This is a genomic window from Roseomonas chloroacetimidivorans (assembly GCF_049629625.1).
In the GTDB taxonomy this organism is placed as follows: domain Bacteria; phylum Pseudomonadota; class Alphaproteobacteria; order Acetobacterales; family Acetobacteraceae; genus Roseomonas; species Roseomonas chloroacetimidivorans.
In genome coordinates, this window is sequence record NZ_JBNBZS010000068.1 from 1 (window position 1) to 21,645 (window position 21,645).

The 21,645-nt window shown below is 67.0% G+C and carries 30 protein-coding genes; 2 read left to right on the top strand and 28 right to left on the bottom strand.

Annotated features, from left to right (window positions below; genetic code table 11):
- The 14 genes from ACO1BU_RS28480 to ACO1BU_RS28545 form a co-directional block, all read right to left on the bottom strand.
- Positions 1 to 241 (bottom strand): hypothetical protein (locus tag ACO1BU_RS28480; protein WP_424139348.1); only part of this gene is annotated, 241 nt, incomplete at its 3' end.
- Between the two features lie 130 nt (positions 242 to 371).
- Positions 372 to 1,715 (bottom strand): SGNH/GDSL hydrolase family protein, encoded by a 1,344-nt coding sequence (locus ACO1BU_RS28485; protein ID WP_424139349.1) that lies wholly within the window; start codon positions 1,713 to 1,715, stop codon positions 372 to 374.
- Positions 1,664 to 2,467: a hypothetical protein gene (locus ACO1BU_RS28490; RefSeq protein ID WP_424139350.1), complete on the bottom strand. Its 804-nt coding sequence runs from the start codon at positions 2,465 to 2,467 to the stop codon at positions 1,664 to 1,666. The genes ACO1BU_RS28485 and ACO1BU_RS28490 overlap by 52 nt, the downstream gene beginning before the upstream one ends.
- Before the next feature lie 72 nt (positions 2,468 to 2,539).
- Positions 2,540 to 3,001 (bottom strand): hypothetical protein, encoded by a 462-nt coding sequence (locus ACO1BU_RS28495; RefSeq protein ID WP_424139351.1) that lies wholly within the window; start codon positions 2,999 to 3,001, stop codon positions 2,540 to 2,542.
- A 2-nt stretch (positions 3,002 to 3,003) separates the two neighbouring features.
- The gene (locus ACO1BU_RS28500) at positions 3,004 to 4,278 is read right to left on the bottom strand and encodes a glycine-rich domain-containing protein (RefSeq protein WP_424139352.1); all 1,275 of its coding nucleotides are present in this window, start codon (positions 4,276 to 4,278) and stop codon (positions 3,004 to 3,006) included.
- Between the two features lie 23 nt (positions 4,279 to 4,301).
- Complete coding sequence (locus tag ACO1BU_RS28505; RefSeq protein WP_424139353.1) at positions 4,302 to 4,937, bottom strand: hypothetical protein; 636 nt, start codon at positions 4,935 to 4,937, stop codon at positions 4,302 to 4,304.
- 35 nt (positions 4,938 to 4,972) lie between these two features.
- Positions 4,973 to 6,094, bottom strand: coding sequence for a baseplate J/gp47 family protein (locus ACO1BU_RS28510; protein WP_424139354.1), 1,122 nt, complete (start codon positions 6,092 to 6,094; stop codon positions 4,973 to 4,975).
- Positions 6,095 to 6,097: 3 nt separating this feature from the next.
- The gene (locus ACO1BU_RS28515) at positions 6,098 to 6,466 is read right to left on the bottom strand and encodes a hypothetical protein (protein ID WP_424139355.1); all 369 of its coding nucleotides are present in this window, start codon (positions 6,464 to 6,466) and stop codon (positions 6,098 to 6,100) included.
- Positions 6,467 to 6,479: 13 nt separating this feature from the next.
- Positions 6,480 to 7,112: an HNH endonuclease gene (locus ACO1BU_RS28520; protein ID WP_424139356.1), complete on the bottom strand. Its 633-nt coding sequence runs from the start codon at positions 7,110 to 7,112 to the stop codon at positions 6,480 to 6,482.
- Between the two features lie 126 nt (positions 7,113 to 7,238).
- Positions 7,239 to 7,778, bottom strand: a complete 540-nt coding sequence (locus tag ACO1BU_RS28525; protein WP_424139357.1) for a phage baseplate assembly protein V — start codon at positions 7,776 to 7,778, stop codon at positions 7,239 to 7,241.
- Positions 7,779 to 7,789: 11 nt separating this feature from the next.
- On the bottom strand, positions 7,790 to 8,878 hold the full coding sequence (locus ACO1BU_RS28530; protein ID WP_424139358.1) for a contractile injection system protein, VgrG/Pvc8 family: 1,089 nt from the start codon (positions 8,876 to 8,878) through the stop codon (positions 7,790 to 7,792).
- A gap of 85 nt (positions 8,879 to 8,963) precedes the next feature.
- Positions 8,964 to 9,164, bottom strand: a complete 201-nt coding sequence (locus ACO1BU_RS28535) for a hypothetical protein (protein WP_424139359.1) — start codon at positions 9,162 to 9,164, stop codon at positions 8,964 to 8,966.
- Positions 9,161 to 9,922 (bottom strand): hypothetical protein, encoded by a 762-nt coding sequence (locus ACO1BU_RS28540; RefSeq protein ID WP_424139360.1) that lies wholly within the window; start codon positions 9,920 to 9,922, stop codon positions 9,161 to 9,163. Before ACO1BU_RS28540 ends, ACO1BU_RS28535 begins: the two co-directional genes overlap by 4 nt.
- Positions 9,922 to 12,015, bottom strand: a complete 2,094-nt coding sequence (locus ACO1BU_RS28545; protein ID WP_424139361.1) for a phage tail tape measure protein — start codon at positions 12,013 to 12,015, stop codon at positions 9,922 to 9,924. Before ACO1BU_RS28545 ends, ACO1BU_RS28540 begins: the two co-directional genes overlap by 1 nt.
- Before the next feature lie 50 nt (positions 12,016 to 12,065).
- Between ACO1BU_RS28545 and ACO1BU_RS28550 the strand changes: the two genes are divergently transcribed.
- On the top strand, positions 12,066 to 12,485 hold the full coding sequence (locus ACO1BU_RS28550) for a hypothetical protein (RefSeq protein WP_424139362.1): 420 nt from the start codon (positions 12,066 to 12,068) through the stop codon (positions 12,483 to 12,485).
- Entirely contained in the window at positions 12,482 to 12,721 is a 240-nt protein-coding gene (locus tag ACO1BU_RS28555) for a hypothetical protein (RefSeq protein WP_424139363.1), read from the top strand. The genes ACO1BU_RS28550 and ACO1BU_RS28555 overlap by 4 nt, the downstream gene beginning before the upstream one ends.
- On the opposite strand, the gene ACO1BU_RS28560 is transcribed toward ACO1BU_RS28555, so the two are convergent.
- From ACO1BU_RS28560 to ACO1BU_RS28625, 14 genes are all read right to left on the bottom strand, one after another.
- On the bottom strand, positions 12,718 to 13,203 hold the full coding sequence (locus tag ACO1BU_RS28560) for an HK97 gp10 family phage protein (protein ID WP_424139364.1): 486 nt from the start codon (positions 13,201 to 13,203) through the stop codon (positions 12,718 to 12,720). The genes ACO1BU_RS28555 and ACO1BU_RS28560 overlap by 4 nt on opposite strands.
- A complete protein-coding gene (locus ACO1BU_RS28565; RefSeq protein WP_424139365.1) occupies positions 13,200 to 13,337 on the bottom strand; it encodes a hypothetical protein in 138 nt (45 codons plus the stop codon). Before ACO1BU_RS28565 ends, ACO1BU_RS28560 begins: the two co-directional genes overlap by 4 nt.
- A gap of 35 nt (positions 13,338 to 13,372) precedes the next feature.
- The gene (locus ACO1BU_RS28570) at positions 13,373 to 13,816 is read right to left on the bottom strand and encodes a hypothetical protein (protein ID WP_424139366.1); all 444 of its coding nucleotides are present in this window, start codon (positions 13,814 to 13,816) and stop codon (positions 13,373 to 13,375) included.
- Positions 13,816 to 14,247, bottom strand: coding sequence for a hypothetical protein (locus ACO1BU_RS28575; RefSeq protein WP_424139367.1), 432 nt, complete (start codon positions 14,245 to 14,247; stop codon positions 13,816 to 13,818). Before ACO1BU_RS28575 ends, ACO1BU_RS28570 begins: the two co-directional genes overlap by 1 nt.
- The gene (locus ACO1BU_RS28580) at positions 14,240 to 14,872 is read right to left on the bottom strand and encodes an HNH endonuclease (protein ID WP_424139368.1); all 633 of its coding nucleotides are present in this window, start codon (positions 14,870 to 14,872) and stop codon (positions 14,240 to 14,242) included. Before ACO1BU_RS28580 ends, ACO1BU_RS28575 begins: the two co-directional genes overlap by 8 nt.
- Positions 14,873 to 15,070: 198 nt before the next feature.
- Positions 15,071 to 16,594 (bottom strand): phage tail protein, encoded by a 1,524-nt coding sequence (locus ACO1BU_RS28585; protein WP_424139369.1) that lies wholly within the window; start codon positions 16,592 to 16,594, stop codon positions 15,071 to 15,073.
- A gap of 6 nt (positions 16,595 to 16,600) precedes the next feature.
- The gene (locus ACO1BU_RS28590; RefSeq protein ID WP_424139370.1) at positions 16,601 to 16,789 is read right to left on the bottom strand and encodes a hypothetical protein; all 189 of its coding nucleotides are present in this window, start codon (positions 16,787 to 16,789) and stop codon (positions 16,601 to 16,603) included.
- Positions 16,790 to 16,803: 14 nt separating this feature from the next.
- The gene (locus ACO1BU_RS28595; RefSeq protein ID WP_424139371.1) at positions 16,804 to 17,637 is read right to left on the bottom strand and encodes a hypothetical protein; all 834 of its coding nucleotides are present in this window, start codon (positions 17,635 to 17,637) and stop codon (positions 16,804 to 16,806) included.
- A gap of 3 nt (positions 17,638 to 17,640) precedes the next feature.
- Positions 17,641 to 18,300, bottom strand: a complete 660-nt coding sequence (locus ACO1BU_RS28600) for a hypothetical protein (protein WP_424139372.1) — start codon at positions 18,298 to 18,300, stop codon at positions 17,641 to 17,643.
- A complete protein-coding gene (locus ACO1BU_RS28605; RefSeq protein ID WP_424139373.1) occupies positions 18,300 to 18,581 on the bottom strand; it encodes a hypothetical protein in 282 nt (93 codons plus the stop codon). The genes ACO1BU_RS28600 and ACO1BU_RS28605 overlap by 1 nt, the downstream gene beginning before the upstream one ends.
- A complete protein-coding gene (locus tag ACO1BU_RS28610) occupies positions 18,581 to 18,985 on the bottom strand; it encodes a hypothetical protein (protein WP_424139374.1) in 405 nt (134 codons plus the stop codon). Before ACO1BU_RS28610 ends, ACO1BU_RS28605 begins: the two co-directional genes overlap by 1 nt.
- Before the next feature lie 6 nt (positions 18,986 to 18,991).
- The gene (locus ACO1BU_RS28615) at positions 18,992 to 19,525 is read right to left on the bottom strand and encodes a hypothetical protein (protein ID WP_424139375.1); all 534 of its coding nucleotides are present in this window, start codon (positions 19,523 to 19,525) and stop codon (positions 18,992 to 18,994) included.
- Between the two features lie 57 nt (positions 19,526 to 19,582).
- Positions 19,583 to 20,725, bottom strand: a complete 1,143-nt coding sequence (locus ACO1BU_RS28620) for a major capsid protein (RefSeq protein ID WP_424139376.1) — start codon at positions 20,723 to 20,725, stop codon at positions 19,583 to 19,585.
- Between the two features lie 122 nt (positions 20,726 to 20,847).
- Positions 20,848 to 21,618 carry a DUF6651 domain-containing protein gene (locus ACO1BU_RS28625; RefSeq protein ID WP_424139377.1) on the bottom strand — a complete coding sequence of 257 codons (771 nt, stop codon included), beginning with the start codon at positions 21,616 to 21,618 and terminating at the stop codon, positions 20,848 to 20,850.
- Between the last annotated feature and the right edge of the window lie 27 nt (positions 21,619 to 21,645).

Genomic DNA, 21,645 nt, shown 5'->3' on the forward strand with positions numbered 1-21,645 from the left:
CGTCCAGATGCAGCGCCAGGGGCTGGCAAATCGCGGCCAAGCCAACGACGGTAAACCAGACCCACCAGGGTGCCTTGTCCCCGATGAAGGACATGCTGGGCGCGACATCTGGGTCGCTGTGGTTCCACGCCCCGAGCACCACGAACAGCGTCGTGGCAAAGCCCGAAGCAATGTCGAAGAGGTCGGCTGGTCGGTGAACGAGACGGCTGAACCATAGGCGGATACGTCGGATGGCGCTCATGTCCTATCCCCCACCGTTCGTGCCACGCGCGGCATCTACCCCCTCCCCCTCTGCGGCATCCTCTACGCCCCCACCACAGTCTGCACCACGCGCACGCCGGGCATCGAGACGCTTCCCTTAGGCGGCATGGTTAGGCTGGCACCTTGCGCACTGAGAAGCTCCGCACGCGGATGGTGATGCCAGCCGCAGCGGACTGCACTGGGATGATTGACACAACGGCCCTAACCAGCGTGGGAGAGGGCGGCACCGGAACCGCCTCGCCGCGATGAATACCGGACCAGGCGAACTGCAGCGGGAGGTTCATGTCGATCAACTCATATGCCGTTACGGTCGAGGCTCCTGACAGCAGCAGGCCGCTTTGCACTGCACGGTAGGGCTGCGTGACGGAGACGATCTCTATGTCCGCGGTCGCCTGGAGAATGTCCCCCGCCGACACGTTGGCCAGCGTCACGCTTTGCTGGAGGTTGATCGTCGTGCCGGTAGGTGTTCCACTCACGTCGATCTGGAAGGTGGTCGCGTCATACTTAGAGCCGACAACCGTAGCTCCCGCCGTTCCTATGAGGCTCCAGCCGTCCGGCGCGACACCCGTGGCACCACCCGAGAGCGTCCCGGCGCTGCCTCCCATCATGCCGTTGGAGACGAGATTGCCGGTCGAGTTCGTCGCGCTGTACCGATCCCCATTCTGTGCGACCAGCACATTGTGCGCCGGATAGAACCGCTCCAGCGCAGGCCGGATCATCTCTGCGAGACGGTAGTTACCGAAGGCGCTGAGGTGGAGGCCGTCAATCAGGTATCCGGCTTTTGCGTCGCCTGTGGTGCTCGTTGGGTCCGCAAACTCGGGCCATGCGTCCACAACGGCCAGACGACGATGCGTGCCAGCTAGTGATAAGCACCACTGCCGGATGCGGTAGTGGTCCTCCAAATTCTGACCGGAAAGTCGCCTGTTCGCGAAGGTCCCCGGTTCCCCTCGGGGCAATTCAGCGATCAGAACAAGATTACGTCCTGACGAAAGGACGGCGTTAATCGACCGAGACAAGCTGTCGCGTGTGCGCTCAAAGGTCCAGCCCAACGTCCTTCCGAAGGTCCGGTCGTTTGTGCCGCCCAGCAATAACACAGTGCCGCTGTCACTCGCGAGCATAGCGGGGATCTGGCCTTCGATGGTCTCGGTCGTATCGCCCGCGTGGGACACGTTGAGAGACAGCGGTACCTCCACACGCCCGCGCATGACGGATTTGAGGTAGCCTTGCAGGCCGTTCTGCCGGGTCGAGTAGGCCGGCACCGTTCGGTCTTCAAGATTGTTTTTCACATACTCCATGCGGCTGTCGCCCATCTGGGCCACGCCGCGATTTGGATTGAGTGCGGCTTGCTCTGCCGCCTTCTGCGCCTTCCTGGCCTCCAGAAAGGAGATGATGTCCAACGGCATTACGCCACCCTCACCTTGCTGATCGTCGCGTCGGTGATCGTCGTCACCCACGTCTCATTGGTCGGAGGGCCGTAGACCTCGGTCACGGTGTCGCCCTCGATCGTGGTCGTGACCTGCACGCCGTCGATCGTCTGCGTGATGACCGTGGCGTCGCCGTTCAGCGTTGCGGCGTAGGGGGTGGCGCCGAGAAGTTGGCGCGCCACCTCCACCCGCGCCTCCTGCACGGCGGCGGCGGTGGTGGTGACCTGCTTGGCGATGGGCTGAACGACGGCCGTGGCGGCGTCGAGCACGGCCTGGCCGGAGAGTGCCCGGGTGGTGCCCTCGTCATCGACGTAGACCACGCGCCCGCCCGGCTGCAGCGCGTCGCCGGCCAGGAGCTGGTCCAGACGAACGGCCGAGAGGACGCCGCCGGAGATGGTGGTGACGGCGGTGCTCTCGTCCGACATCCAGATGGCGCCGGAGGGCTGGCCGGTTTCGCCTGGCCCCGCGACGACAGTAAAGCCCATCCAGTCGAGCTGAATCTGGGGATCAAGACAGCGGACGCGAACAGCCCAATAGCCAACCTGATCCACAACCCAGGAGGATCGCCAGCGTGGCGGTGGTGTCCCCGGGTCGGGAACGCCGGCCGTCTCGAAAGCAGGCCCGTTCGGGGGCTGCCAGAGGAAAGTCACGCCACTGGCGACCGCCGGCAACCTGTCTATGCCCAGGATCTGCCCAGACGCATTGGCCGTACCGCCCAGCGACAGCCGAGGCCGCAGGGTATCGGGCGCACCCACCGTCACAGCGGCCGTGATGACGCTCATCAGCACCTCGCAAGCAGGTATCGCCGCGGCACCCGGAGGCGCGCGGGGAAAGGGACGGATTGTGGAAGGCGGCTAGAGCGCCGCGGCAGCCTTGAAGAGGTCGTCGAGTTGCTGGTCGGTCAGCGGCACACTGGCGGCCAGGCCGACAACCATGGAGCCGTGGCGCTCAACGATGGTGGCGTATTCCCACTCAAGCTGAGCGGCACGGCCTGCCGCCGCCACGGCCGCGTCCACCTCATCCAGGAGGCCGGCCTGGAGAAGCGCAAGTCGAGCCTGCCTGGGGGTGATGGAGGCTGGGACGGAATCGATTGAAGGCTCGGCGGGCGTTACCGCGGGCAACTCGACCAGCTTTCCGTCCACCACGCCCCAGCCATCGGGCACGAGACGCAGCTCTGTCCCGTCCTCCAGCGTGATGTCCGTTACGCCGTCCCACAGGACGAGGTTGATCACCTCATCCTTTTTGTACTGCTGACTGGAGCCATCGAGCTGGGGCAGGGTGACCGCCTCGGTAGCGGTCTGGGCGTAGATCGCCATGCTCAGTACTCCAGAATGATGATGCCGTCGGCGCCCTTGCCGCCGCTGCCGCCGGCGACGCCACCCGGTGCACCCGCCCCCGGCAAACCAGCATCGCTCCCGGGCTGAGGCGTTGTCGCATCGCTCACCGGGCCGCCGGGCGCAGGGGAGCAGAACGCAGCGCCGCCAGCGCCACCAATCCGGCCGCTGTCGCCCGTAACGAATCCCGTGCCGGCACCAAGCCCCACGAACCCGCTGGCGTTGACGCCGCTGGTAATGATGTAAATGCCCGGTGCGCCGGCAGATCCGGAGATGACGCCGTTGGCACCTCCGCCCCCAAGGCCACCACGGCACTCAACAAAGCCAGCAATCACCGTGCTGCCCCCCGTACCGCCGTTGCTCCCACTTACGCCACGGGCACCGCCGGCGCCCACGGTGAGACCGAGCGATTGGCCCGGCGTGACGGCGAGATAGCCCTCCGCGTAGGCGCCAGGGCCACCGCCTGCTGCTGCGCTGTTGGGATTGGCAGCGCCGCCACCACCACCGCCGCCGGCCCATGCGCGGAAGCGCACGCGCGTCACTCCGGCGGGGACGGTCCAGGTTTGGGAAGAGGTGATGTATTGGATATTTTGGAACAGCCCTGCAATGTCAGGAAGCGACGCGATCTTCCGGCGCAGTGCCGCGTTCGCCACAATGTTCCCGGCCGTCACACTTGAGGCACCGTTTGCCACAGTCACCCGGGCCAGTTCGACATACCCCGCGTCGGGAGCGGGCGCCGTCTCGGAGCCCGTGGCCGCTGCGGTCCCTGCCTTGAGGCTGACCACGGCCTGCACGGCGCGGCGCGTGTTCTGCGGCGTGCCGCTATTGTCAGGGCCGCTGAACGCCGTGTCAGGGTCGGCCGCATTGTAGTAAGGCAGCACGCCTGGGTCGGTGTCCACGACCTGGCAGGCCGCCTGCACCACATACACGCGGGACTGCCCGACCGTCGCCGGAGGCGTGATGGTCAGCGTCACCGCATCGCGCAGCAGGCCCTGCTGCATCACCGTGTGCGCGTCGGCACCAAGGGTGCTGTAGGCCGAAGCATCCAGCGCCAGCGGCGCATAGATCGCGCCGGGCTGCACCACCACATTGAGGGCAGCCGGGCTGTTCGGCCCAACGGTCATGCCCTCGACGGTCGTGGTCGTGCCGAAGACGGACTGCGCTATCCAGCCCAGGCCTTCCACCGCATATCGCTGCGGGGCAAGCACGTCCGTCTCCTGGGGGATGGCCCCCGGATAGACAATCCTTCGGTCGGTCATGAAATCCCCTCAGGGTCAGCAGGTCAGGCCTGGATCCGCACCCAGGCCGTCACGCCCTCGGGCTTGTTCGCCACGATGGCTTCAAGAATGTCGTCGTCGGTGATCGCGTCGGCGGCCTGATCGGCGCCGAGATAGGCCGAGCGCCCTACGCCGTAGCCGCCGGTCGAGATGCCATATCCGGCAATGTTCGGTGCACCCGTGGTCAGGTCGCGGTACACGTCAATGAACACGGCTCCAGGTGTCCGCAGGCTGCCGTAGGCACCCGCCACGCCATAACCGAGCCGTGGCATGCCGTAGCCGCCCAAGTCCTGGGGCCGGGCCGGCTCGATGATGCGCGGCTCGCGTCCGGTCAGGTCCAGCAAAAGCTGTCGCATCGCCGCCCGCGTCGCACGTGGGCGAAGCACCTCGGCCAGGATGCGTGTCCGCAGGGCCGCGTCGGACTGCCCCGCGCGCCGCCGAAGCCGTGCACCGAAGAAGTCCAGCGCCACGAGATCCAGCCAGCCGCCGGAGGCCGTCCCGATCCGCATCTGCTGGCGCGTGTAGTCCAGAAAGCTATAAGCCCAGGCCCCGATCCGGCCGGCCATGGAGAGCACCGCACGCAGCACCGGCGCATCGCCCAGCGTCGGCGGGAACCAGCCCGCCGGCAGGACGGCGAACATGCGCCGAACCAGGTCCTCCTGATCGCCCGTTGCCATCAGGAGACAGCCACGGTGCCGGGCACAATCACCTGACGGGCGGTCGGCGCAAGATCGGCGGTCCCGCCGTTCAGAGTGACGGCCGAGACGTTGGTGATAGAGGGATCAGCCGCATAGGCAACCTGGGGCAGCCGCGTGAAGGGAAGAGAGGCGCCGATATCCCGCCCCGAGAGGAGAGCATTCACGGCTGCCGCGGCGCGCCCCACGGCCGCCGCATGGTCGGCACCGGGCGCGGTAGTCAGGGTCATTGCGGCGTTCGCGACCAGCGGGTCCGCCGCGATCACGTCGAAGGTGATGCCCAAGCCGCGCACGGCGTCCACCGCGCTGTAAGTTCGACTGAGGAGCGACGGCGGCGCGCTGCCGGTGCCATCGTCCATCACGACCACGAAGTTGGCCGCCTTCGGGCTGCCGGCGGCGTCCTCCCCCTCGATCAAGCCCCAGCGGATGCCGGGCTGGACCTGGGAAACGGCATAGTCGATCGCGCTGCGGGTGGCCTTGGAAAGGGAAGCCAGATAGGCGGGGAACCTGGCCTTGGCCGCCATGTCCGTCTCGGCATCGGCACCGCCGGTCATGGGGGCGGCGTTCGTCACCGTATCCACCCCGGACAGAGATGATGCCAGCAGCGTCACGGTGCCGGCGTTCACGTTGCCCGCTGTGCCGGCCGTCACTGCCGCTACAGGCACATCCAAGGAACCCGCGCCGGCCGGGATGGTGTAGCCCCCTGCCCCCGCGTCGTAACCTGCCCCATCTGCGACAACCTGGAAAGTCACGCTTCCGTCGGACGTGCGCAGCAGCGCGCCCACCGGCACGAACGCGGCCGCGACGGGAGAAAAGCGGGCCAGAGTGACCGTGCCTTGGGCAGAAGCAGCCGGCGTGCGGGTCAGCCCGAAATCCCCGATGAAGGAATCCACGTCCTCGCCGCTAGAGGTGGCGAGCCGCGAGGTGGCCAGCACGCGCAACAGCATGGCCTGAAACCACAGCATGACCGCCGCATAGGCCTCGGAGGCGGCGCGCATGATGGAGCCCGCCGAGAAGTCCAGCGCCCGCCCGGCTGAGGCCTGCGCCGCCGCAGCCTGATCCGCCAGCATCTGCGGCAGGCCCTTGGTGTCGATCGTGGCCAAGCGTCAGTCCCTCACCGTGAAGCCGATCGCCACCGGCTCGGCCGTGTCCGCGTCGCGGTAGGCAATGGAGAGGGTCACCGCCCCCGTGACATCGCCGCGCGCTGACACCTGCGGAAGCGGATCCTGGGAGACAGCCCGCTCCAGCAGCATCTGCCGACGCGCCATCGCCTCGGCTCTTGCCGCCCCGTTCGGCTCGCCCACCAGCAATGGCAGGCCCGCGCCATACTCTGGCGCCCAAATATTGGCGCCAGGCGAGGTCAGAAGACGCCGAAGCACACGCTGGCGCCCTTCTTCCGATCCTTCGACGGATCGCAAATCACCGGTCGCGGACCACTGAAGGTCCCTGCCCCATTCGTGCCAGATGTCGGTCATGGCGCCTCGCTCGTTAGAGCAGGAAGCCAAGCTCCTGCATGAATGAGATGGGATCTTTCGCGCGCTTATTGCTGTTGCAGGGGCGGCAGAGCAGTTGCAGGTTCCTCGGCTCGTTGGAGCCGCCACGAGCAAGCGGCGTGATATGGTCGATCTGACCTCGCCCGCGTAGTTGACGGCGGCATACCCCGCATCGGCCCCGTTGAGCAGCGCGGATAGCCCGCACGTTTCCTACTGTGAAACGACCGATGGCACCTCGTTGGCGTGTCTGATAATTGCGCGCGTTGGCCTTCGCTTTATCGGCGTTCTCGGCATACCAGCGAACGAAGTAAACGCGAACCTTATGCGCCCGCTTCTGCATGTAGGCACGTACTCGGTCTGGGTTGGCTTTGCGCCAGGTTGCCTGTTGGGCCAACCACTTCGGCTTATTCGCCTCGCGCCATGCCTTGCCCACAAGTGCCAACCGCTCGCGGTTCGCCTTGCGGTACTCCCGGTCATAAGCGGCCTTGCACTCTCGACAGGTAGCTCGACGCCCGCCGGGGCGCTCTTTCGCAACGGCGAACCGCTCTATGGGACGACAATGGCCGCAGTTCGTGCAAACGCGCGTGGCGTCATGGGTCACGTCCGAGCTAGACTTATTCTCAGCCACGATTGGCTCCTGACAGAGCGTTTGTGGTTAGGCCGAGTGTGGGGAGCTTTCACCTTCCCCGCTCGGCCGCCCTGGGGTACAGGGCACTGAAAATGTAGCACAAATCCTTATGGATGCGGAGCGGTTTTAGCTCCCCGTCAGGTTTGTTGTGAAGTGCGAAGCCTGCATCTTCTGTGTCGGTGGCTGCCCATTGCCAGGATGTGAGTGCGTGTCGAAAAGCGCCTGAAACGTGTCGATCACCAGTCGCCGGAAGGACGCGCCCATGGCGCCAATCCGCACCGCCGCGGACAGCACATCGATCGAGCCGTCCGGGTTTAGCTTCAGGCGGGCATTCTCGTGCACCAGCCACACCCCGCCTGTCGGAACACCCTCCGGCGCTGGGTGGGCCTGATCGTAGAGCGCACCCGTGACGACCCCGGCCTCCTTGCCGCCCTCCTGGAACTCGACCTTCACCTGGGCGCCCACCTCGGGCAGCCAGTGAAGCTTCCAGGTCGGCCCAATGCTAATGGTCTCTACCGGGAGCCATCCAGTCAGCACCCCGTCCGGCTGCAGCAGCACGCGCACCGCGTGAGCGTCTGGGTCCACCCCGTCCACCGTCCCATGCCGCGTGGGCATGAACTGTCGCCCGGCGCGGGTCGCCTCGCGCCGCATGGCGTCCTGAAGCATCGGGCCGTCCATCACAGCGCCACCGAGCTTTCCGGCGCCACGTTCCGGCAGCGCAGGCGCATGTCGAAGCCGCCCGCATCATAGGACCAGTCGATCGCGTCCAGCCGATAGGCTTGGTCAAAGGCGGTGCCCGTGCCCTGCAGGATCAATAGATGCTCCGGGGTCAGCCGCACATCAGCCGGCACGCCCTCGATATCCACGGCCTTCTCGTGCCGGGTTACCGCTTCCAGAACCTGCTGCGCCTCGACCGAGGCCTGCTCCTCGGTCAGTCCCGGCTTCCGCACCACATACACCTGCGTGGGAAGCTGCGACGATGGCCGGCTGCGGCGATAGGAGCGGTCCGCCTTGGAACTGGCCGTGATGGCTCGCCCAAGGCTTGCGTTCCAGGATACAACCCGCACCTCCACGTCGCGCGCGACGGTCAGAGAGCGGCGCAGGATGAAGTTGCCGACCGGAGCTTCGGGATAGGCCTGCCCCTTGATGAGCGCCCGATAGTCCAGCACCCAGCGCGGCGCCTCGCTTTCCTTGAGGGGCGGCCCGAAGTGCAGATCCCGACCCCTCACATACACGTCGAAACCCTCCTGCTCAGCCAGGAAGACAAGCAGCGACCACTCCGATACCTCAGTCTCTAGTCGGGAGTATTCCCGCTCGTAATAGGTGCCGGAGCGCTTCTTGGTGCGGGTCACCCTCGGCGTGAGGCCATGCTTGACCGCAAGCTCCGTCGCAATCTCCGAGGCGGTCCGGTTCGGCCATTTCTCGGCCGTTCGCGTGTCCAGCAGATCCGCCGTACGATCACGCCCGGTCAGCCGCACCTCTTGCCGGCCCACATCGAGCTCCACGTCATCCACACGGCCCTCGATCAGGAGCACGGTCGGCTCCGGATCGCCGGCCAAGATCTCCACGGCCAGCTCCATGCTGTCGGCCAGAACCGACGTGCGGGCCGCCGCATCCTTGGCGTCATCCATGCGAAGCGTCAGCGCGAAGGCGTCGGCCTGCCGGTAGCGGTTGGTCTGGACGCGGATACTCTTCAGTTGCCCGTCCAGCCGCACGCCATTCACCTTGGCCGCCACACGCGGGTGCCGCAGGGCCGGCGCATCCACGCCCAGATCATTTGGCCGGGTATTCGGCGCCGCGTCGGCGACACCGACTGCCCCTCTCGGCGCCCCCGTTGCGGCTGCAGGAAGGTTAGCCACCCAGCACGCCCCCGCTCGCCTGCCGCCCGCCCTGGCGCGGGATGGTCAGCACCGTGATGCTATCCACCCAGGGGTCGGTCAGGCCATTTGCCGCGGCGATCACCGTCCATAGGCTCGCATCGCCATACGCCGAAGATGCAAGGTGGTAGAGCGTGGTCCCTGCCACGGTGATGGTGGACGGAACCTGGATCACGCGCGCACCAGATTGGCTGCCGCACGGGTCAGCAGCGACTGCACGCCACTCGCCTTCCAGGCCAGCTCCCCGGCTTGCACAATGGACTGTACCCCGCCGGCCATTTCCGAAGCGGGCCCGGACAGCACGCCCGCCAGTGGCGTTCCGTCCAGCGCCTTGGAAGCCGCTGCCGCCACGCTCCCGGAACTGGCGATGGAACTGGCGAAGCCGCCCTGCACGCCCGCGAAGGCTGCGCCACTGATGGTGGAGAAGCTCAGCGTGCCATTGGTTGCCACGCTGTTGATGGCCGCCTGCGCTGCGGTGATCGTTCCGGTGACGACGGGGCTGTCCGCCGCCAGGCCGAGAGCGGCGGCCAGGTCGCCGGCCACCGCGTCCTCCACGCTGGTCAGCAGTTCCCCGACCTCGCCGGCCACCAGATCCTCGATCACCTCGCAGGCGATGCGGTAGGGAATCTCGGAGAACCGCTCGTAATCGGCTTCGAAGCGCTCGATCACGACCCGATAGGCGAAGGTGTCCCAGGACAGGACGTGCTCCTGCCCGGCCCGGCGCATGGTGTCCAGTTGCCGCGCGCGCAGGGCTGCCAGCGGGCCGCGAAACCGGCCGCGCCAGGATAGCGGCGCGTCGTCCGGGCCCAGCGCGTCGATGACCTTCTTGCCGCCGATCAGCCGGTGACGGCGCAGCAGGTGCGCACCGCCGAAGGGCATTACCTCCGGCAGCTCCCAGTCGGCAAAGGTGAAGGTGCCGAGGATGACGGCCATCAGATCGTCTCCGCGTCCGGCAGCGCCACACGGCTATCCAGTCCGGCGCCCGAGCGGTTCGGGCGGGACAGGTCGCGGGCCTGATGGCGGGTCACCACCTCGGTCAGCACCCGGCCGTCGAGATAGACGGGGACGCGGATGACAGCCTCGCGCGAGGTGGAGGCGTCAGAGCCATCCCAGGGCGAATAGCTCATCGGCTGTGCAGGAGGCGGCACCATCGCAGCACCCCTGCCACCCAGCGCGTTGCGGTTCGGCGCGCCTTCCTGGCGACCGCCTGTCCCGGTTCCTTCGAGACTGCCCAGGAGCCGGCCTGGAAGGCCGATGATCCAGTCCACAATTGCCGAGATCACCTCGGCGGCCTTAGTCCGGAAGCCCTCGATCGCAGCGCCGAGACGCGGACTCCAGTCCGTGATCGCCGCCACGGCTTGGTCAACACGGTCGGTCACGGCCTGCCAGCCAGCAGACACGGCGGCCGTCAACACACGCCACGGCAGAAGCCAGTCGATCGCCGCGATCTGTGCCTGGAGCCACCGGAATGGCGCGGCAATCAGCGTCTCGTAGAGGGTTGCGCCCCAGGTCGCGAAGAACCGGCCCACTGACGCCCAGTCCTCGCGGCTGAACGACATCAGCGCGGCCGTGACCGCTCCAAGGGCGGCTCCCGCTGCCAGCACCCCGGCCACGAGGCCGCCGCCGCCCAGAGCCGCAAGAGCCGCGGCGCCAACCATTACCGTCCCCAGCGCCACGAGCGCTGCGCCGAGCCCGGTCGCGATGTAGCCGAGCGTCCGGACGAGGGCGGGATTGCGGGCAGCCGCCTGTGCCACCGAATTCACCGCCTCAGCCACTGCGTTCATCGCCCGCGCAGCCAGCGGCACCAAAGGCGATCCCAAGGCAGTCAGCAGGTTCTCCCAGGCAGCCCCAAGCGCCTGGCGCGCGGCGACCGGGCTTTCAGCCAGCAGCCTGGCAGCAGCATCTGCCGGAACGGCTGCTTGATTTGCCCGCTCGCGGTCGATCTGAGCCCGGGACAACATGATCTGGGTCCAGAAGCGCTGACCAGTGGCCGTGCTGAAGGCTTTCAGGATGAAGTCGAGACGCTGTTGCTCGGTCTTCGCGCCAGCGCGCTCCATCGCCGGGACCAGATACCGGTCGAACCACGCGACCGGGTTGTTCATCAGAACGTCGCGCCCACGCACGCCGCCCCGGCTAAGCAGCACCTCGCCAGCAGGCGCCACCTCGAAGCCGCCGCCCGCGTGGAGGCGGCGGTGGGCGGTCCGAGAGCCACCCTCCAGGAGGCCCGCAGCCTCCAGGAAGCGCGCCTGACGCTGCGGCATGACCCCCGCCACAAGCTGGCGATATGCCGCAGTCAGCGCGGTGCCGGCGCGCAAGCCGCCCATGCTCTCGATCAGGGTGGACATATCTCCATAGAGTGCCTGCGGCGTCAGCATGGTGCCCGCCGGGCCGGCCTGCTGCATGAAGTTGAGCAGGTCCCGGGGGGAGACGCGACCACGGTTGGTGATGACCGCCCGCATAAAGGCGTCCATCTCCCCTCCGAACCGCTGCTGGTCGAGCTGCCCGTTTTCGAAGCGGATAGCGCCCCGGAGATCGAGCATTCGGGCAGCCAGCCCAGCCGCGCCCTCGTCGTTCTGACCGGTCACCACCCCGAGCACCCGAGAGAACTGCTGGAACTGGCCCAGGACCGCGTTGGCTTCCGGCAAGCTGCCCAGGAGGCCACGCAGCTCGCCCAGCGCCCGAAGGTTACCGGACGCTGTGGTACCCATAACCTGAGCAGCCGTGGCCCACGCCTGCCCGGTGGCCTCCGCGATCCCTCGATTCGTCTCGCCAGCCGCCCGAAGCAGGGCCTGCTGGTGCACCATCTGCTCACCGCCCTTCACCAGGGCGTTAACGCCGGCCAGCATAGCGCCGCCGACCGTGACGGCTCCAAGCCCGATCAGAGCAGTCCTGAGGGTGCCCAGCTTGGCAGTGGCGGCATCGATGTGACGCTGGAAGCCCAGCATCTCCCGCGCCACCACCCCCAGGACCTGGGAGACACCGTTGGTCATCGCGAGGTGGACGCCGATGCGGTAGGCTTCGACCAAGGGCATACCCCCTACCAATCCGCCCACCGATGGGGCTACGGTCCCCGGCCATGAACCCGTTTGGCCGTTACGTTCAGTGGCGCGTGCGCGTCACCCTGGTTTCCATGGTCGCTATTGCGGCCGTCGGCTTCGCCTTCGGCCAAACCGCCGAGGCCCCGCCCCGCCTGGATGGTCTCCCTTCCGAGGTACGGGGCTTCCCGCGCCATGGAGAGACGATCGGAGCGGCGCTGGCTTGCGGCCTCCGCAGCCAGCAGTGGGCGGAGAGCTACCGCGCGCGCCTCAATACTGAAATGCAGCGCCGGTCGCCCTCAGGAGCCGCGGACGCCGGGCGAGTGTTAGCGGAACGCGAAGCCTATGCCCGGCGGCAAGTATCACGAAACCGCAATGAGTTTTGCGCAGATGCGGCCAACCCCACCGATCTGGCCACCGGCGACCGCATCGTGTCCGGTGCTGAGCGGAACCTACCGTGAGGTCTAACCGGTCTAGAGATCTCAACCCCGCACTCGATTTCGAAGACGACGGCGCCAGCTTCCGGGTCCGTCAGGAACGCCGGCAGCGTGCCTCATTCCCGCACGGCAACGCGCTCACGCGGGAAGTTGGCGGCCGACGCTGGAAGGGCTGGTTCTTCTGGATCTGCGTTGCCCCACCCCTGGGGCTGGCCGGCCTGGTTCTTGGCGCCCTGCTGTTCCTGGTGATCGCGGGCTAGTCCTCTCCCCCGGAGATCGGGATCTTCGTGCCGGTATCCCCGCGAAGCGCCGCGACCATGCGGCGTCCGAGGATCTTCACCACCTCATCGGACTTCCGGACCGCGGCGCCGCCCAGGAACGAACGGGGCGGAATCGTCTTGGTGCCCAGCTCTTGGTAGAGCGCCACATCCAAGTCGGACCCGACTACTGCCTCTCCGTCGCCTACCCTTCGACCAATGCTGTCCCGGAGCTTGCCGGTCCTCAACAGGGGATCATTGGCGGTGAAGCCCTGGGCAACGCGGTCTTTCTGGGTGCTCTCGGCCAGTTGTGGCCAAGCCCCAAAGGGAGGCGCTGCGGGTTGATAGTCGCCAATCTCTCGCTTGGCCTCGGCCTGCACGACCCTGGCCGCCTCATCCAGGGCGCTGCGACGCTCTCGGTCGGCTCGCTCGGCCAAGCCGGCAGCGAAAAGCGCGAAGGCGGCGGGGGAAGCGAACGATCTCACGGCTTCCGTTCCTTCCAGCGCATCCGCTGCCAGTCGAACTCAGTGCCCTCGAAGCCGGCGAAGATTACGGCGTGGGCAAAGCGTTCCTCGTCTGACATGGAGATCGCCCGGTCATACGGGACCCCGTTCTTCACCAGCCACAGGCACTCCTGCAGCTCGGGGTCCTCGGCTAGTTTTTTGCCGCGGCCTGGGTTTCAGAGGTGCGCCGCTGAGTGGCAAGGCGAAGCGCCGCCGCGAGATCACCCTCGGCGGCCTCAACGTCAGCCGGCGTGACGCCCATCATGGCAAGTTGGGCCTCGCCAAGGGCGTCGAAACCCTCATCCCCCAGCCGCTGCACCATAGCCTCGCACTGAAGCTCTGTGGTGAAGCCAGGAACCAGCTCACCATCAATCTCGGCCACCGAGTAGGCCAGCATCGCCAGACCGGCATACTGCTCGTTCCGGGAGTTGACAGGCCCGATGGCCTTAAACAGCCGCATCTTCTCCAGCGGCCCGATCTTCCTGACCCCAATGCGCCGCCCACGAGTGTCAGTCACATAGGTCAGGCCAGGCTTGCCCGCCGGCTTCGGATCCGCCGCGGGCGCGCCGGGGTCCAGCATCTCGACAGTCGTCATCAGCTAACGAGCTCCCGGGTGCCCATGCCCGTAATCCGACCGGTGACCTTTTGGTCGCGCTGCTTGTTGCCGGAGCTGTCCTGCTTGAGCACCACCTTCCGGTAACGGAATGTCGTCACGCTGCCATCCTGCTCCCTGATCGTCTCCGTGATGGTGATCAAGGGCACCGGAAGGCCACTGCGCTGCCGGGCCTCCCTGTTGGCGAAGTACCGATCGATTTTCCCGTTCTGACGATCGTACTCCATCGTCAGATTGAAGCCCTGGTACCGGACATCGAATAGGTCATCGCCGTTCAGGGGATGAGATTCTAGGTCCGTGGTGCGGGCGGTGGCCTCGAAGCCTGTGAGGCCATCGATGCGCTCGATAGAGCCGTCCACAGGGTCATAGATGTCGATCGAGACATCCTGGCCGGTGGTGAAGGTATCAGACATGGGCCATAGGCTCCTCCAAGGGGTTCCGGCAACGGGGCGGCGCCGAGAGGCCCGCGAGGAATTCGAGCGGTGTCCGAGTGCGCTTAGTGCAGTTGCACGAACGGCAGGCTGGGACGACGTTTGAGGGGTCGTTGGAGCCGCCGCGCGAAAGCGGCAGCATGTGGTCCGCGGTTAGTTCAACACCCTCGTCAGCATGACGGAGGCAGTAGGCACAACGGTTGCCGAAGTAGGCGAGGATGCCGGTCCAATCAGCCTCAGTGATCTTGCCGCTCGCGCCATTCTCCCTGGCGCGCCGCGTGACCTGTCCTGCCCGAATGGAAGCGGCTTTGCTGGCGCGATATTGCTTGGCGTAGGCGAGCTTCTCGTCCCGGTTCTGTCGATAAGCGTGATGCTCGCGCGTCAGGCGTTGCAGGCGATACTCTTGATCCACCGCCCACCGCTTGCGCCGTTCAGCATTTATTGTCGCCTTCTTAGCGTGGTAATTCGCGCCGTTCGAGGCATTGTACCTATCGCGATGCCGCGCATGGATTTCGCGCTGAGTTTTCCGGTACTTTTCAGGGTTGGCCTTCTGCCAAGCCGCAACGGACGCTTTCGCGCGCTCGGGGTTGGCTTGATATCGCGCCACTGCTTCCGCCCTACTACACACCTTGCAGCATGATCGAAGACCGTCCCGCTCTGCCTTCCGACGATGGAACTCGCTTGCAGGCTTTAACTCACCGCAGCGGCAACACCGCTTCTCGGCAGGAAACTCAATCTCATCCCAAGACCGAGATTTGTGGCGTTGCCGTGAGTGTCGAGCACGCTTTTCCATCGTCGCATTATATCATGCAGAAGGCTGACGCTGAATCGTAACTGCCTGTCCCCCTTCGAGGGAAATCACAAAGAATTCCGTAATCGCAAGATACCGGACCTTCACGCTTGCGGTCCGGTAACCCAGGGCGCGACGCGCCGGCGGGTTATTGCTGGCCCGGCAGACGACCGAGAAGTCCTCGATCATCTGGTCATCGTTGCCCGTGCCCTTCAGGGTGCCGAGGAAGGCGCCCAGCGTGGCCTCCGTGCGGCGCAGCGACGCGTCGCTGGTCACCTCACCCACGAACCGCCCCATGCCCGCATCCAGGGTCGCGGCAATGAAATTCGACATACGCGTGGCGTTGTCGCCGTGCTCCGTCGCGCTGGACGAGGCGTTCCGGCCCATGCGGATGCCCCAGTAGGCGCCGCCCGGTACGGGATTGGTGATGACGTCGATGTTGTTCAGCGCCAGCACCTGAAGCTCGGCGTCCGAGTAGGGTGCGCCGGTGAGGCTGCGCTGCGTCGCGACGACCCCGTAGACCTCCTTGTTGAGGCCGGACTGATGCGGAGCCAGGGCGCCGAGACGGCCTGCGAAGATCGCCTGCGGGCTGACCATGCGGACGATGCCCGTCACCGGGTCGTTCCAGTAGGCCCAGTCGCCGAGAATCACCTTGACGTTCTTGTTGTCGATGCCGGCGGTGGTCTTGGCGGTGGCCGCCGCGGAGACAGTCTGCCCGGCCGGCGCGCCCAGCATTATGTAGATGCCCTCGCTCTGCGCGAAGGCGAGCTGCGTGGCATAGGTGGTGCTGTCGGTCACGTCGGCCAGCATGCCCACCGAGCACCCGGTCTTACGGAGGGCGTACATGCCCTTTCGCGGCACCGCGTCGGAGCCGATCATAGCCGCCGCGTCAACGCCGGAGGCACCGTCCGTGCCGCCCGTCAGGGTCGTGGTGCCAGCAACCGGTGCACCTGTCCCCGCACCAGCCGTGGCCACGATCAGGTCGGAGGCGCTGCGCTGGCCGGGGATGCCGTTGTTGATGGCGGCGGCGATGTTCACCCACAGGGCGTTGCCGGTGCCGGTAATGTTGTCGAAGATCTCGGGCAGGCGTCCATAGCCAGCCTGGACCACCGTCGTGCGCCAGGAGTTCGCGGCGCTGCCGGCTGAGAGGATCACGGAGATGGCGTTACCGCCGGTCCCGGTCCACTTCGCGGTCGCCGTCAGGCCGTTGGTGCCGATAGTCGCGGAGGCCGCGGCGTCGGTGCCGTCCGTGGCGCGAACGGCTCGAATGTCCTGCGAGCCCTGCTGGGAAGCGATATAGACCGCCGTGCCCAGATCAAAGGCGCGTGCAGCCAACGGCCCGAACTCGCGCACCTGGCCGGCATAGTCGGAGAGAGGCAACGGCACGCCCACCGGGCCCCAGCTCGCCACGCCCACGATGCCTACCCGAGAAGTCGGAACCCCGTTCAGCAGCAGGTTCGTGGGGTTGATGAGGTTGATGTAGAGCCCCGGCACCGACAGAGCGGCGGTGTTCAGGGTCCCGTCCTGATAGATCGCCATGCTGCGTCAGCCCTTGGCCGGAGAGAGGGGAAGAACGAACTCCGCGTGCGCCCCCTTGCGGAGCGCGCGGAAGGTCGCCGGGTCGGTTACCCGCTCCCCCTTGCGGAAGGCAGTTCCGTCGTCGCTGGTGAAGTCCTCGCGCACGATCGCGAGCGCCTTGGGCTGCTCGTCGGCAGCCGGCGGGTCCTTGGCCATGTCGGCTCCTCCGGTCAGATGAAGCGGTGTTCGGTCGCGGGTGCGCCGGGCGGGTCCATCGGACCCTGGAAGACCTCGCCCACAGCCGTGACGGGGGCGGTGCGGCGGTCGATGGTCGGATAGTCGACCGTTAGGAAGAGGTCCCGGCGGTGCAGGAGGGCTTGGCGCCCGTCGTCTGATTCCGCGAGGCCGGTGTAGAGCAGCCGGGCGCGTTCATCAGCGGGCAGACCCAGCCAAGGCGTGCGCCCGATCCAGAGGTCAACTGCCTGCCCGACCGCGCTGCGGAGGACCGGCGTGGGCGCCCAGACCGTGACCTGCATGGGCTGGATCTGCCGGCGCAGGGTGATGCTCTCGGAGCCGGGCCCGACGACGCGAGCGCGAAGGTTGACCGCGCCCGGCAGGGTCAGGACGGTGCCGGAAACGGTGCAGGGCCGGTCGGCCTGGATCATGGCGGCCAGGGCAGCGGCAGTGTCCTCAGGCGTGCCGGTGGCTGGGGCCGTCCAGGCGCGCCCGCCTTCCATGACCGCGGCGATCTGTCCGGCCAGGCCAGCGCCGGCGAAGGTGACGGTGGTGTCGCCGGCCGTGGCCGTCATCAGAGGCGCGGGCACCGGGTCCGGCACCCAGCCGTCGAGCCGCCTCCCCTCGATCCGGGCCATGCCCGGCCGCGGGAAGACGCTCACCTGCACCTTCCCGGCCGCAAGGTCGGCATCCAAGGAGGCGCTATCCGGCCAGCCGGGAAACACCACGCATGGCGCGCCGACTGCAGAGGGCTGGGCCGTGCCATTGGGGTACAGCGCCCCGGCCAGCCCCTGCGCCAGGGCCGTCAGGACGTCGGTCAGGTCGGCCATCGATCAGGTCGCCACCAAGGTCCGCGCTGCCACGCGCCAGCCCAGATGCCCGCTCTCCGCCCGCATGACGCCGAAGCGGCGCCCGTCTTCGGTCGGCAGCACGTCGCCTTTACGGATGGCTGGCAGAGCGGAGCAGCGCGGCAGGAGGATGGTGCTGTCGCCCACCGGCAGCGCGCCAGGAAGGCCCGCCTCCCCTGCCCCGCCGCGCCCGGCATCCAGCACGGAAGCCGGCCAGGACAGGAACAGATCCTCTTCCTGCACGGCCGTCGCCCGGTATCCGACTGCGCCCACCCCTTCCGGGGCGTCAACGCGGCGCAGGTTCAGGGTGGCGTTGCAGGCAATGCAGAGGGTGGCGTGAATAATGCCCGGCGACGCCACGAAGAGCGTTTCCAGGCTCGGGTCCTCCGGCACGAGGTAGTCGCCGTGCAGAACGCTGGTCCCGTCGATCAGGGCGTGCCGGATGGCCTCGCTGTGCTTGGCCTGCCCTTGGAAGGGGAAGGCGGCCGAGCGGTCGAAGGCCACAGAGGCGATCCCCAGCCGGGACAGATCAGCAAGCGGACCGAACAGCCGGTGTGGCCGGTAGTGGGCGTAGGGCAGCCCCACCTTGGCGCCGGCAATGCCGTAGCCGCGCTGGGCCAGGGTGGCGAGGCGGACGCCGTCCATCAGGGATAACCCACCACATCAGCCGCGCACCGCGCGCAACGGATCGCGTGCGGCAGCAGCATGAACAGGTCCGACCCGCAGCCGCAGCGCCAGAAGGCCTTGCCTTCCTCCGGCACCGGCGCGGCCACGAAGGAGCCGTGGTGCAGGGTGCAGGACGGGCATTCCAGCCGCGTCGTCCCGAGCGGCGCCGTCGCCACCCATTGATGGCCGCACGCCATGCACCGAGCATCGCCAGCCATGTGCGGCCGGCGGTCGGCCAAGCTGACGATCTTGCCGTCCATCAGCCCCGCGCCGCCACACCGAAAAGCGGCGAGGAGCCGCCACCCAAGCCCGGCCCGAAGGCGGCCCCAAGAGCAGCCAGCAAGCGCCCCCGGTACCAGCCCAGCAACTGCATCCGCTCCTGCATTTCCAGGGGGTTGCGCGTGAACACGGCAGCCTTCGCCACATCGAGATTGCCGGCCATGGTCAGCATGGATGCCTCGACCACGAGCGCATCCTTCAAAATCCCCCGCGCCGCTGCTTCTTCAGTCGGGGTCAGGCTGACCAGCCGGTCCTCGAAGTCATTTACCTGGATCCGGTAGGCCACCGGATTCACGCCAGCCGGCCCCGCCAGGAGAAGCGTCCCGATGGGCGGATACCCGCAAAGGCGGCGGATATCCGTCTTCTCCTGGTCGGTGAAGGCCATGACTGGCTACTTGTTCCGGGCAGCCTTGGCGGATTCGGCCACCTTTGGGTCTGCCGCGCGCGTACGAGTGGCCGTGGAGGCATCAACGACCTCCGCGGCCTGCCCGATCGGGAGGTCCGCGCCGCCGCCCAGCTTCTCAGCAAGCGCGGCCACCTCGCCGCTCGGCACGGCGTCCGCCGGGATCTCCACCGCAGTCGCTAGGCCACCGGGAGCGTCTGGCAGCTTGGCCTCTTCACGCAACTGCGCGGCATTCCGGCCGATGAAGGCCCCATGGTTGTTCTCGAACTCGGTCGCATCCTTGTTGGGGAAGCGCACGTCGGTCGGGGTCGGCTCGCTGTAGGTGCCGGTCGGGTTGCGGTCCGAGGGCACGATGCCCGGGGCTGCGTTCGGATCCGGCTGCAGGACCTCCTTCGCCTTGTCCCACAGCTCGTGCTGGGCGGCGTCGAAGTCCTCGGCGTTGATGATCTGCCACTTCGTGGGATCGTCCGGGTGCACGATCTTGACGACCGGCTGCCGTGAGTTGGTGAGGTTGTCGGCCATGGCGATGCCTCTCGTTCAGGTTGGAAGGAAGACCGGCAAAGCCGGTCCTCAGTCACATCAGCCCATCAGGATCGCGATGTTGGCCGGGTTGGGCACGCCCACGCCCCAGGCCAGCGCCACCTCGTAGCGGATGCGGCGGTATTCGCGGTACAGCGCAACCTCGAAGGAAATGCCCGACACGGGGTCGGTCACATAGGTGCGGTCATCGGCGCTGTCCCCACCGGCCGGCATGGCGGGAGCCCGAGCAGCGAGAACCAGCGCATCCTCCGTGAAGGCGACGTTCGGCACATAGGCCCCGCCTACGGTGATCGCTGTGCCGGAGGCGATGGAGCCACGCAGGCCCGGCGTCCCGATCTTGAAAGAGCCGCCGGTGAGCCCGCTTACGACCACGTACTTGTTGCTGTCGCCAGCGAAGGTGACGACATCGCCGGCCACGATGGTGCCGGTTCCACCCGTGGTGGTGATGGTGGTCGTGCCGGCCGCCAGGGCGCCAGACGTGGTGATGCCGCTACCCGTGCCTGGCACGGTGGTCGGTACCATGCCGGTGAAGCCGAAGTTGAAATCCAGCACCTTGTCCATCACGCGGTTGCGGAGAAGGTCGTTGGTGCCGGCCTCGTTCACCTTCAGCAGGATGCCCTGCTTGCTTTCCAGGTTCTGACGCGCCGCAGATCCGAGAACGATGGCGCGGCCCTGCATCGGCGCCCCGTTATCGTCCAGGATGCGGTTGACGGCCGCGAGGTCGCTTAGATCATTGGCCGTCGCGAAGGGCGTGGTGCCAGCCGTGCCGGCCGCGCGAGAGGCCGCCTGGTAGGCCGCTGTGACAGCATCCACCTCCACCTGGTTGGCCAGCCAGCGCATGGACTGCGTGAACTGGCGGGCCAGAATGGCATTGTACTGGCCGGTCGGACCCAGAGCGAGCTGCTCCTCACCGTTCCAGCGGATCGGAGAATACTTCGACTTGGTGATGGTCAGCGTCATGTTGGTGAACGTCTGATCGCCATCATCCGGCGGGACGGAGCCTGGGGTGATGTTGCCACCGGTGGCCGGGGGCACGATGGGGACAGTCACGGTCTGACCAACCGCAACGCGCTCCAGCTTGGTATCGCGCTGCATGAACCGCGTCATGCCAATCAGCTCGCGCGACACATTGTTCAGAGCTTCATAGACGGTGGGAAGCACCGCCGTGATGGTGTTGGCCATTAATGCCAGTCCTCGATGGGGTTCAGGGGCTTGGTTGAATAGGTCGCGCTATCCAGCGCAGGCGCCAGAAGGCCCATCCAGGCTCCAGCCGATGGTGACGGCTCTTCGCCGCCGGATGATTGTCAGGCCGCGTCTACGACCTGGAATTGCTCCGACATCTTGGTGAACTTGTCGGCCGGAGAGAGCTTGTCGAATTCGGCGCGAGTGATGGTCTTGCCGCCTGTCGCGCCGCCCGCGCTCGGCTTAGCGCCGGAGCCGGTCTGGTTCGCGCCTCGCAGGATGGAATCGCGGTGCGGGTACGCCGCTACCAGCGTCTCCATCGCTTCATCGAAATCGGCCAGCTCACCGGGGCGCGTGGGGCTGTAGATGGGCTTCCCGGAACCGTCCTTGGCGACGATCCGGCCATCCTCGACCGAGAAGTTGCGCCCGAATGCCGCTTCGGCCAGATCGGCCGGGATGGCGAGCCGGTCGCCGATGAACTTGGACCGGGCGAAGGAGCCGCCGACGATCTCGCGATGGAGCTGATCCTTTAGGGCGTCGCGCTCCTTGGAGACGGGACGCCACTTGTCCTCCACCGCCTTGATGGCCTCGGCCTTGATGCGCTCGACCTCGCCAGCGTCCACCAGCTTCTTGTCATCGAGGTTCTTGAGCGTGGCGAGAGCCTTGCGGGCCGCCTCTGCGTCATCGATCCCTTCGAAGGCCTTCAGGCGCGTCTCCGCAGCTTCCTTGGCCTCGCGATGCGTCTGCGCCTCGCGGTTCAGTTCCCCGATCTTGGCGACGGTGCGCGCCGCGTCGAACGGCACCTCGCGCCCATCGTCATGTACGTAGACGGGGCGGCCGTCGGCCACCTCCGCATAGAGGGTTCCGCCTACCTCAACAGTCTTGAGCTTCATGGTGTCCTCTGGCCATCCGGCCGCTGG

Excerpts from the sequence above, each read along its gene's own strand:
- ACO1BU_RS28490 (WP_424139350.1), bottom strand. The coding sequence starts at position 2,467 with ATGAGCGTCATCACGGCCGCTGTGACGGTGGGTGCGCCCGATACCCTG.
- ACO1BU_RS28495 (WP_424139351.1), bottom strand. The coding sequence starts at position 3,001 with ATGGCGATCTACGCCCAGACCGCTACCGAGGCGGTCACCCTGCCCCAG.
- ACO1BU_RS28500 (WP_424139352.1), bottom strand. The coding sequence starts at position 4,278 with ATGACCGACCGAAGGATTGTCTATCCGGGGGCCATCCCCCAGGAGACG.
- ACO1BU_RS28505 (WP_424139353.1), bottom strand. The coding sequence starts at position 4,937 with ATGTTCGCCGTCCTGCCGGCGGGCTGGTTCCCGCCGACGCTGGGCGAT.
- ACO1BU_RS28515 (WP_424139355.1), bottom strand. The coding sequence starts at position 6,466 with ATGACCGACATCTGGCACGAATGGGGCAGGGACCTTCAGTGGTCCGCG.
- ACO1BU_RS28525 (WP_424139357.1), bottom strand. The coding sequence starts at position 7,778 with ATGCTTCAGGACGCCATGCGGCGCGAGGCGACCCGCGCCGGGCGACAG.
- ACO1BU_RS28540 (WP_424139360.1), bottom strand. The coding sequence starts at position 9,922 with ATGGCCGTCATCCTCGGCACCTTCACCTTTGCCGACTGGGAGCTGCCG.
- ACO1BU_RS28550 (WP_424139362.1), top strand. The coding sequence starts at position 12,066 with ATGAACCCGTTTGGCCGTTACGTTCAGTGGCGCGTGCGCGTCACCCTG.
- ACO1BU_RS28570 (WP_424139366.1), bottom strand. The coding sequence starts at position 13,816 with ATGACGACTGTCGAGATGCTGGACCCCGGCGCGCCCGCGGCGGATCCG.
- ACO1BU_RS28575 (WP_424139367.1), bottom strand. The coding sequence starts at position 14,247 with ATGTCTGATACCTTCACCACCGGCCAGGATGTCTCGATCGACATCTAT.
- ACO1BU_RS28585 (WP_424139369.1), bottom strand. The coding sequence starts at position 16,594 with ATGGCGATCTATCAGGACGGGACCCTGAACACCGCCGCTCTGTCGGTG.
- ACO1BU_RS28590 (WP_424139370.1), bottom strand. The coding sequence starts at position 16,789 with ATGGCCAAGGACCCGCCGGCTGCCGACGAGCAGCCCAAGGCGCTCGCG.
- ACO1BU_RS28595 (WP_424139371.1), bottom strand. The coding sequence starts at position 17,637 with ATGGCCGACCTGACCGACGTCCTGACGGCCCTGGCGCAGGGGCTGGCC.
- ACO1BU_RS28600 (WP_424139372.1), bottom strand. The coding sequence starts at position 18,300 with ATGGACGGCGTCCGCCTCGCCACCCTGGCCCAGCGCGGCTACGGCATT.
- ACO1BU_RS28605 (WP_424139373.1), bottom strand. The coding sequence starts at position 18,581 with ATGGACGGCAAGATCGTCAGCTTGGCCGACCGCCGGCCGCACATGGCT.
- ACO1BU_RS28610 (WP_424139374.1), bottom strand. The coding sequence starts at position 18,985 with ATGGCCTTCACCGACCAGGAGAAGACGGATATCCGCCGCCTTTGCGGG.
- ACO1BU_RS28615 (WP_424139375.1), bottom strand. The coding sequence starts at position 19,525 with ATGGCCGACAACCTCACCAACTCACGGCAGCCGGTCGTCAAGATCGTG.
- ACO1BU_RS28620 (WP_424139376.1), bottom strand. The coding sequence starts at position 20,725 with ATGGCCAACACCATCACGGCGGTGCTTCCCACCGTCTATGAAGCTCTG.
- ACO1BU_RS28625 (WP_424139377.1), bottom strand. The coding sequence starts at position 21,618 with ATGAAGCTCAAGACTGTTGAGGTAGGCGGAACCCTCTATGCGGAGGTG.